The organism is Pseudomonas sp. PSPC2-3, from assembly GCF_049898265.1.
In the GTDB taxonomy this organism is placed as follows: Bacteria; Pseudomonadota; Gammaproteobacteria; order Pseudomonadales; family Pseudomonadaceae; genus Aquipseudomonas; species Aquipseudomonas veronii.
The window spans coordinates 110,481-118,673 of record NZ_JAFCXJ010000015.1 but is presented as its reverse complement, the minus strand read 5'-3'; the positions used below and the strand labels follow the sequence as shown (position 1 = coordinate 118,673).

At 63.6% G+C, this 8,193-nt stretch carries 9 protein-coding genes, 1 rRNA gene and 1 riboswitch; of the genes, 5 read left to right on the top strand and 5 right to left on the bottom strand.

What is annotated here, in order from left to right; translation table 11 throughout:
• Positions 1-94: ribosomal RNA gene (rrf, locus tag ACP7E3_RS29875) — 5S ribosomal RNA — on the top strand; the annotation flags it as partial.
• A 193-nt stretch (positions 95-287) separates the two neighbouring features.
• Positions 288-521, top strand: a complete 234-nt coding sequence (locus ACP7E3_RS29870; protein ID WP_017847731.1) for a hypothetical protein — start codon at positions 288-290, stop codon at positions 519-521.
• A 54-nt stretch (positions 522-575) separates the two neighbouring features.
• Here ACP7E3_RS29870 and chrA read toward each other — a convergent pair whose 3' ends face one another.
• Positions 576-1,784, bottom strand: a complete 1,209-nt coding sequence (gene chrA / locus ACP7E3_RS29865) for a chromate efflux transporter (protein WP_079444397.1) — start codon at positions 1,782-1,784, stop codon at positions 576-578.
• 154 nt (positions 1,785-1,938) lie between these two features.
• Between chrA and ACP7E3_RS29860 the strand changes: the two genes are divergently transcribed.
• Positions 1,939-2,499 carry a nucleotidyltransferase family protein gene (locus ACP7E3_RS29860; protein ID WP_046487107.1) on the top strand — a complete coding sequence of 187 codons (561 nt, stop codon included), beginning with the start codon at positions 1,939-1,941 and terminating at the stop codon, positions 2,497-2,499.
• 93 nt (positions 2,500-2,592) lie between these two features.
• On the opposite strand, the gene ACP7E3_RS29855 is transcribed toward ACP7E3_RS29860, so the two are convergent.
• From ACP7E3_RS29855 to ACP7E3_RS29840, 4 genes are all read right to left on the bottom strand, one after another.
• Entirely contained in the window at positions 2,593-3,360 is a 768-nt protein-coding gene (locus tag ACP7E3_RS29855; protein WP_017847728.1) for an ABC transporter ATP-binding protein, read from the bottom strand.
• The gene (locus ACP7E3_RS29850) at positions 3,357-4,361 is read right to left on the bottom strand and encodes a FecCD family ABC transporter permease (protein ID WP_046382622.1); all 1,005 of its coding nucleotides are present in this window, start codon (positions 4,359-4,361) and stop codon (positions 3,357-3,359) included. The genes ACP7E3_RS29855 and ACP7E3_RS29850 overlap by 4 nt, the downstream gene beginning before the upstream one ends.
• Positions 4,358-5,368 carry an ABC transporter substrate-binding protein gene (locus tag ACP7E3_RS29845; RefSeq protein WP_079444394.1) on the bottom strand — a complete coding sequence of 337 codons (1,011 nt, stop codon included), beginning with the start codon at positions 5,366-5,368 and terminating at the stop codon, positions 4,358-4,360. Before ACP7E3_RS29845 ends, ACP7E3_RS29850 begins: the two co-directional genes overlap by 4 nt.
• 114 nt (positions 5,369-5,482) lie before the next feature.
• A riboswitch (cobalamin riboswitch) is annotated at positions 5,483-5,677 on the bottom strand.
• 35 nt (positions 5,678-5,712) lie between these two features.
• Positions 5,713-6,642 (bottom strand): DNA/RNA non-specific endonuclease, encoded by a 930-nt coding sequence (locus tag ACP7E3_RS29840; protein WP_108526357.1) that lies wholly within the window; start codon positions 6,640-6,642, stop codon positions 5,713-5,715.
• A gap of 134 nt (positions 6,643-6,776) precedes the next feature.
• On the opposite strand from ACP7E3_RS29840, the gene ACP7E3_RS29835 reads away from it, so the two are divergent.
• Both ACP7E3_RS29835 and ACP7E3_RS29830 read left to right on the top strand, forming a co-directional pair.
• On the top strand, positions 6,777-7,838 hold the full coding sequence (locus tag ACP7E3_RS29835; protein ID WP_108526355.1) for a M4 family metallopeptidase: 1,062 nt from the start codon (positions 6,777-6,779) through the stop codon (positions 7,836-7,838).
• A 28-nt stretch (positions 7,839-7,866) separates the two neighbouring features.
• On the top strand, positions 7,867-8,172 hold the full coding sequence (locus ACP7E3_RS29830; RefSeq protein WP_017847723.1) for a protealysin inhibitor emfourin: 306 nt from the start codon (positions 7,867-7,869) through the stop codon (positions 8,170-8,172).
• Positions 8,173-8,193 lie beyond the last annotated feature (21 nt).

Sequence of the window (8,193 nt, the reverse complement as noted above, 5' to 3'; positions counted from 1 at the left end):
AACCACCTGATCCCATCCCGAACTCAGCAGTGAAACGATGCATCGCCGATGGTAGTGTGGGGTTTCCCCATGTGAGAGTAGGTCATCGTCAAGATTAAATTCCAGAACCCCTGTTTGCTTACGCAGACAGGGGTTTTGTTTTGGGCGGTCGGAAAGGGCCACTGAATCTGTAGACACTCGATATCCGGTTTTGGGCCGAAAGCAGCCCCTTTCTCGACAAACAGGTCTACCATGCCAGCCCGGCAGTGGTCCACGCGCTACCGTCCATTTTTCATAAAGGCATCGCAATGACCATCGACCAAATCTCCCTTCCCAAAGGTGTCGGCCCTCACGCCTCCAAACTCCTCGACGCCATCACCGGTGCCTCCACCCACGAAGAACTCAACCGTGCCGGCGGCAAAGCCGAAGGTTTTGTCTTGGGCCTTGAGTCCACCAAAGCCATCAAGAGCCAAATCGCCGAGTCGTTGTATGTGGCTTACGACGACGCGGCGAGCAATCGCGCGAGTGAGTTGAAGGGCTAGTCGTCAGCCGCCGAGGTCTTCGGACAGGTCAAGCAGCAAGGCGCGGTGGACGTGTTACAGGGCAAGACTCAATAACCATCCGAGCGCGCCGCTTCCGACAACCACCAGCCACGGTGGCAGCTTCCACACCATCAACGCCACCAGGCCGACCAGGGCCAGGCCGAAATCCCGTGCGCTGAAGATCGCACTGGTCCATACCGGCTGGTACAGCGCCGCCAGCAACAGCCCCACCACCGCTGCGTTCACGCCCGCAAGGGCGGCCTGGGTGCGCGGGCTGCGGCGCAGGCTTTCCCAGAAGGGCAGTGCGCCCAGCACCAGTAAAAACGACGGGGCGAAGATGGCCAGCAGGCAGAGCAGGCCACCGAGCCAGCCGCTCGGGGCCTGGCTCATCGACGCGCCGAGGAACGCGGCGAAGGTGAACAAGGGGCCGGGCATGGCCTGGGCGGCGCCATAGCCGGCGAGGAAGACATCGTTGCTCACCCAGCCGGTGGGCACGACTTCGGCCTGCAGCAGTGGCAGCACCACGTGGCCGCCGCCGAACACCAGCGAACCGCTGCGGTAGAACGCGTCGGTCATCGCCAGGCCCTGATTGGGGATCAGTTGGGCCAGGATCGGCAGGCCGGCCAACACCAGCACAAACAGCGACAACCACATCGCCCCCGCGCGGCGGCTGAGCGTCACGGGTAATGCATCGTGCGCGGCCGGTGGCGTGGGCTTGAACAGCAGCAGGCCCGCCAGCGCCGCCGCGCTGATCACGGCGACCTGGCCCCACGCCGAGGTTTGCAGCAGGGCCACGCACGCCGCGATCAGCATCACGGTGATGCGCGCGGCGTCGCTACACAGATTGCGCGCCATGCCCCACACGGCTTGGGCGACCACGGCGACGGCCACCACCTTAAGGCCATGCAGCGCACCCGGCGGGAGCGCCGTGCTGTGCTGGGCAATGCCCAAGGCGAACAGGATCAGCACAACGGCCGACGGCAGCGTAAACCCCAACCATGCCGCCAGCGCCCCACCGTAGCCAGCCCGCGACAGGCCCAGCGCGATACCTACCTGGCTGCTGGCCGGGCCGGGCAGGAATTGGCACAGCGCGACCAAATCCCCATAACTGCGCTCGCTCAGCCAGCGGCGCCGGGTGACGAACTCGTCGCGAAAGTAACCCAGGTGTGCGACGGGGCCGCCGAAGGAGGTGAGCCCCAAGCGCAGGAAAATCAGAAACACCGACCAGGAGCTGGCGGGGCGATCAGTCGGGGAATGGGCCAAGGTCGGCGTCTCGGTGAGGGCAATAGGGGAGCGGTGTGTCGAGGCACCTTAGCGAATTTTGATGACGTGAAGAAGAGGCCGTTACGTGAAAGCGTAACCCGCGTTGTTGTACTGTTGGCTCCCCAGGACAGGTGCCCACTGCAAAGGATTGAGCATGACATTGACCGTCGAAACCTTTCTCGAGTTGGCCATGGCCAACCCCATCAACGCCGAGATCACCGCGCGCCTGCCGGCCCTTGGTGTGAACCAGTGCATGCTGACCGCGGGCTGTCTGTTCCAGGCTGTTTGGAATCATCAGTCGAATCTGCCTGCTGACCAGGGGGTAAAGGACTACGACGTTTTTTACTTCGACCCGGACCTTTCCTGGGAGGCCGAAGACGCGGTCATTCGCGCTGCACAGCGGCTGTTCGAGGATTTGGAGGTAGAAATTGAAGTGAAGAATCAGGCGCGCGTTCACCTTTGGTATGGCCAGCGGTTTGGCCGACCGTATCCGCAGCTGCACTCCGCGCGCGCCGGGATTGATCGTTACCTGGTGGCCGGGACGTGCATCGGGCTGGATGTGGCGACGGGCGAGGTGTATGCGCCATTTGGTTTGACTGATATGGAGCAGGGCCTGCTCAGGATCAACCCGATCAATCCTGAGCCGGAGTTGTTTGCGCAGAAGGCGCGCAGCTATCAGGCGCGGTGGCCTTGGCTGAGGATTGTCGAGGATTAGCCCAGCGCACGCGGCCGTTCGGCAGGTGCTGCACGCTGATCCCATCGCCGCCTCGCCGGGCTCGACAGCGCCGACATTTGAACGGTGTTGCCGTTAAGCGCGCAGTCGCAGAATCTGCGCCCCGTCAAACGGGTCCGTCAGGTAGTGCGCCTGCACCCCGAAGGTGTCCTGCAGCCGCTGCGGCGTCAGCACGTCCTGCGGCTTGCCCAGCGCCACCAAACGCCCGCGGTCCAGCACGGCCAGGCGATCACAGGTCAGTGCCTGGTTGAGATCGTGCAGGGCGATCAGGGTCGTCACGGGTAACGCCTGCACGCCCTTGAGAATCGACAGTTGATGCTGAATATCCAGGTGGTTGGTCGGCTCATCCAACACCAGAATCTGTGGCCGTTGCGCCAGGGCGCGGGCGATGTGTACGCGTTGGCGCTCACCGCCGGAGAGGCTGCGCCAGGCGCGGTTGCTCAAGTGCATGGCGTCCACGTCGTGCAGCGCCTGGCGCACGATGCGATCGTCTGCCTCGGACCACGGGCTCAGCGCTGACAGCCACGGGGTGCGGCCCAATGCGACAGCGTCGAACACCCGAATGGCATCGTCGGTGTCGGCCTGTTGTTCCACCACGGCCAGACGTTGTGCCACGGTGCGGCGGGGCAGTTCGCCCAGGCGCTCGCCACCCAGGCGTACTTCGCCATGAGCGGGGGTACGCAACCCGGCCAACAGTTTGAGCAAGGTGGATTTACCCGAGCCGTTCGGGCCGACGATCCCGAGGGTTTCGCCGAGCGTCACCTCCAGGTGGATATCCCGCAGCAACTCGGCTTCCCGCACCTTGAAGCCCAGCCCGCTGCAGCTCAATACCGGCGCACTCATCGAGGGTTTCTCCGGCCGATCAGAATCAGTGCAAACACCGGCGCGCCGACCAGCGCAGTGACCACGCCGACCGGAATCACCTGGCCCTTGATCAAGGTGCGCGACAGCACATCCGCCGCGATCAGAAACAGCGCGCCGCCCAATGCGCTGGCCGGCAACAGGCGCGAGTGCCCGGTGCCGAGCAGCAGGCGCGCGGCATGGGGAATCACCAGCCCGACAAAACCGATGGAGCCGACAATCGACACCATCACCGCCGTGACCAATGCCGCGCAGCCCACCAGCACCCATTGCACGCGGCGTACCGGGATGCCGAGGGAGGCCGCCGAGTCGCGCCCGAAGGTGAACGCATCCAGCGCCCGACGATGCCACAGGCACACCGCCAACCCGGCGACCGCCACCGGCACCGCCAGCCACACCGACGGCCAACGCACGCCGCTGAGGTTGCCCAGCAGCCAGAACAGAATGCCGCGCGCCTGTTCGGAGCTGGCCGACTTGGTGATCAGGAACGCGGTGAGCGCATTGAACAGCTGCGAGCCGGCAATGCCTGCGAGGATGATCTGCCCGGTGCCGCTGGACGAACCGCTGGCCCGCGCGAGCAATACCACCAGCGCAAACGCCGCCATCGCCCCGCCGAACGCACCGACCGACAGCGAAACCAAGCCGCCGCCGACACCCATCAGCACCACCAGGACTGCGCCTGTCGACGCGCCGGCGCTGATGCCCAGCAGGTAAGGATCGGCCAGGGGATTGCGCAACAACGACTGCAAAATCACCCCGCAGGTGGCCAGCCCGGCCCCGCATGCGGCGGCGACCAGGGCGCGGGTCAGGCGGTAGTTCCACACCACGCCTTCATCGATCGGGTCCAGCACGTAGCCGGCCGCCCACAGTTTGTTGGCGAGTACCTGCAACACCACCTGCGGCGCGATGGCGGTTTCGCCGATGGCCACGCCGGCGAGCACGGCGATCAGTAGCAATGCCAGGGCGAGTAGGGTTCGTATCATTTCGGCAGGTCGTAGCCGTCGATGGCCGCAGCCAGTTGTTCAAGACCCTCGAAGGTCCGCACGCTGGCCTGCAGGGCCATGGCGTCGAGGATGATGATGCGGTTGTGTTTCACCGCGTCCATGTTGCGCGTCACCGGGTCGCTGCGCAGGAAGGCGAGCTTCTGTGCATGATCGTCGGCCGGGTAGCGGCGGCGGTCCATGCGGGCGATCACCAGCACGGTGGGGTTGGCCTTGGCGATGGTTTCCCAGCCGACGGCGGGCCATTCCTCATCAGACTGCACCACGTTGCGCAGGCCGAGCGTTTGCAGCATGAACTCGGGGACACCCTTGTGACCGGCCACGTAGGGATCGCTGGCCATCTCGGCGCTGGAAAACCACACCAGCGCACTGGCCTGCTTGAGCCCCTTGGCTTGCACGGTGGCGACGGACTTGGCCAGGCGCGCCTTGAGTTCATCGTTGAGTTGCTGGCCGCGATCCTGCACGTCGAAAATCTCCGCCAACTGGCGGATGCCCTTGTAGATCGTGTCGATGCGGAACGGCTCCAGCCGCGTGCCGTCGGCGCCCACCCGGTTGTTCTTGGCTTCGCAGTCGGAGGGCAGCAGGTAGGTGGGGATCTTCAACTCATGAAACTGCTCGCGGGTGCCCACCACGCCTTGCGGGCCGACCACCCATTCCAGCTCGGCCGCCACCAGTTGCGGGCGCTTGGCGATCACCGACTCGAAGCTCGGTTCGTTATTGGCCAGGCGTTCGATGCCGTCGTTCAGCGCCTTGAACTGTGGCAGCACGTTGTTGAACCACAGCGACGTGCCGACCACTCTATCGCCCACGCCGAGGGCATAGAGCATTTCGGTGGCGGCCTGGCCGATGGTCACGGCGCGGGCGGGCGCTTGCGCGAAGGTCAGGCTGCTGCCGCAGTTCTCCACCGTCAGCGGGTACTGAGTGGGGGCCGCTTGGGCCAGGGCACACAGGCCCAGGCCGGTGAGCAGGGCGGTAACGCGTGGCAGCATTGGGCAATCTCCTTGGAGCCGTACCTGGAACAGGGGGTGTACGGTTCGGAAACACGCCCTCGACCGCTGCGGGTGAGGCAGGCAAGGATGTCCTTCCCGGACACCCCGCCGGTTAGTGATTTTGCTGGGCCGGCAGGTCTCCTGACTGATGCGTCGTCGCCACGCTCCAGCCTTCCCGGACGGGGTCCAGTGGCAGTGGGGGAGCGGGCTCGGCATCTACAGTTGCGGGGGCAGTTCCGATTGGCGCGGTGTACCGCGCTTCGGATTCCCTATTAGTCCCGTTTGGGAACCGGCGCGGTATGGTAGTCGATCACGGCGGGGCGATATAGCCTTAGGTCGCCTGGTTACAGACGAATATCTTCAGGGCCCTGGATCAGCGCTTCAATTCGCGTCCCCGTGGCGCGCTCTTCATTGCTGAAACCATCGTAGTCGGCCAGGTTGGCGAAGCGGATACCGGTCAAGCGTTCGATCTGAATCACGCTGCGCTGGTAGGTTCTGAGCTGGCCGAACATGAGGTCGAGCTGACCCAGCTCGCGGTTTTGGTCGATCATGTAGGCGCTGGCGCAGGGCTTGCCGTCGTCGCTGAGGTAGGCGACCACTTTCCAGAACGCTTTGGGGATTTTAATGCCCCGGTAGACGCGATCGTCGTCCGCCAACACCGGGCCGGTAAACACCGTGGCCCGGGCTTTCCAGCGTTGTGTGTTATCGAGAATGTAGTCCTCGAGTTCCAGCCAGGTCTTCTGGTTGAACCCGCTCATCTGCGGTGAGCAGTTGGTGAAGTGGAAGGTGTCGGCATTGGCGATGTTGGCCGCGTCACCCCAGTTGGGGTCCTGTCGGCGCACCAGGTGACCGCGGTCCAGGCCATTGTCGGTGTAGAGCGCATCACCCACCTGTGCGCTGATGGGCAGGCGGCCGTCGTAGGCCCAGGCGTCGTTGCTGCGGATGATATCCACATGCTGTGCGCCATCAATATTGGCGCCCACGTAGAGTGCCAGTCGCCTCGAGCGCGACATGGTCACTGAGAAATGCGTGTAGTCCAGGCGCAGCGGCTGTACGTCAGCCAGCAGGGCTTCATCCACCGTGGGCCATGGCACCACGAAGCGGTCGAGAAACGCTTCAGCGTAGCCGCGCCGGTCCTGCAGGTCCTTGGCCGCGGTGACACGCGCAGTCGCCGCCCTGGCCTCCATGAGGCTGGGGCCGGCCGCGAGCAACGGGCGCAGATCGGCGAGCCGGGGGCGGTGCGAAAGGTCGATTTTGGTGGCGCGTGGGGGCATTGTAAGTTCCTCGCAGTCCTCGGATTAACACTACTGCAGCATAGCTTCATGACAATTTGGCCCAAGCCGCCACGGCAGGACTATTCTTGAACGGTTACCCGGACGTTCACCCCACGCCAAAATGGAGCCAGCCAATGTGTGTTCGCCAGCATCGCAACCCGATTTTCTGCCTGATCCCGCCATACATGCTCGACCAGATCGCCCGCAACGGCGATAAAGCGCAACGGGAAGTCGCGTTACGCACACGCGCCAAAGACAGCACGTTTCGTTCGTTGCGCATGGTTGCCGTACCCGCCAAAGGGGTCGCCCACATGGCCCTGCCCATGGGCGCCGAAAAACGGCGTTCGATCTACAGTGCCGAGGGCGCCGATAGCCTGCCGGGCAAGTTGATCCGTGGCGAAGGGCAGCCCGTCAGTGGTGATGTGGCGGTGGACGAGGCCTACGATGGGTTGGGCGCCACATTCGATTTTTTCGATCAGGTCTTCGACCGCAACTCCATAGACGACGCCGGTATGGCGTTGGACGCGACCGTTCATTTTGGCCAGAACTACAACAATGCATTCTGGAACTCGAGCCAGATGGTGTTTGGTGATGGCGATCAGCAACTATTCAACCGTTTCACAATAGCCCTTGATGTCATTGGCCATGAGTTGGCCCACGGTGTGACCGAAGATGAGGCCAAGCTGATGTATTTCAATCAATCCGGTGCGTTGAACGAGTCGCTGTCCGACGTGTTCGGCTCACTGATCAAGCAGTACGCGCTGCAGCAAACGGCGCAAGATGCAGATTGGTTGATCGGCAAAGGGTTGTTTACCAAGAAAATCAAAGGCACTGCGTTGCGCTCGATGAAAGCGCCGGGCACCGCGTTCGATGACAAGCTGCTGGGCAAGGACCCTCAGCCGGGGCATATGGACGATTTCGTGCAGACCTATGAGGACAACGGCGGGGTGCATATCAATTCCGGTATTCCCAACCATGCGTTCTATCAGGTAGCCACGAAGATCGGCGGGTTTGCCTGGGAGCGCGCAGGGCGTATCTGGTATGACGCGCTACGCGATGCGCGGTTGCGGCCGAACGCGGGGTTCCTGCGTTTCGCGCGCATCACCTACGACATTGCCGGTCGGCTGTACGGTGCTGGCAAGGCCGAGCACAAGGCGGTGAAGGAAGGCTGGAAAGCAGTGGGCATTAACGTCTGACAACCCGCCTGGGCGGTGAGGAACAGCCATGCAAATTTCGATCAAGGAAATTGGGGGACCCGCGTTTTTCCCGGGCCTGGCCCGACCGAACACCGTGGAACTGGAGACGCTGCCCGAGGCGGACCAGCAAGAGTTGCGGCAACTGATCGAGGCTTCACACTTCTTTCAGTTGCCGCAAAGCACCGCGCCGGAACCCGGTAATCCAGGCCAGGTGCATTACACCCTGACCGTGACCGAAGGTGAACGCGAGCACACGGTGTGTGTGCTCGCGCCAGTGAAGTCAGAGGCGCTGGACGGGCTGGTGCAGTGCGTGCGCCGGCATATCCGCTGCTGAGCCTGCTGCGCAGCCCGCGGG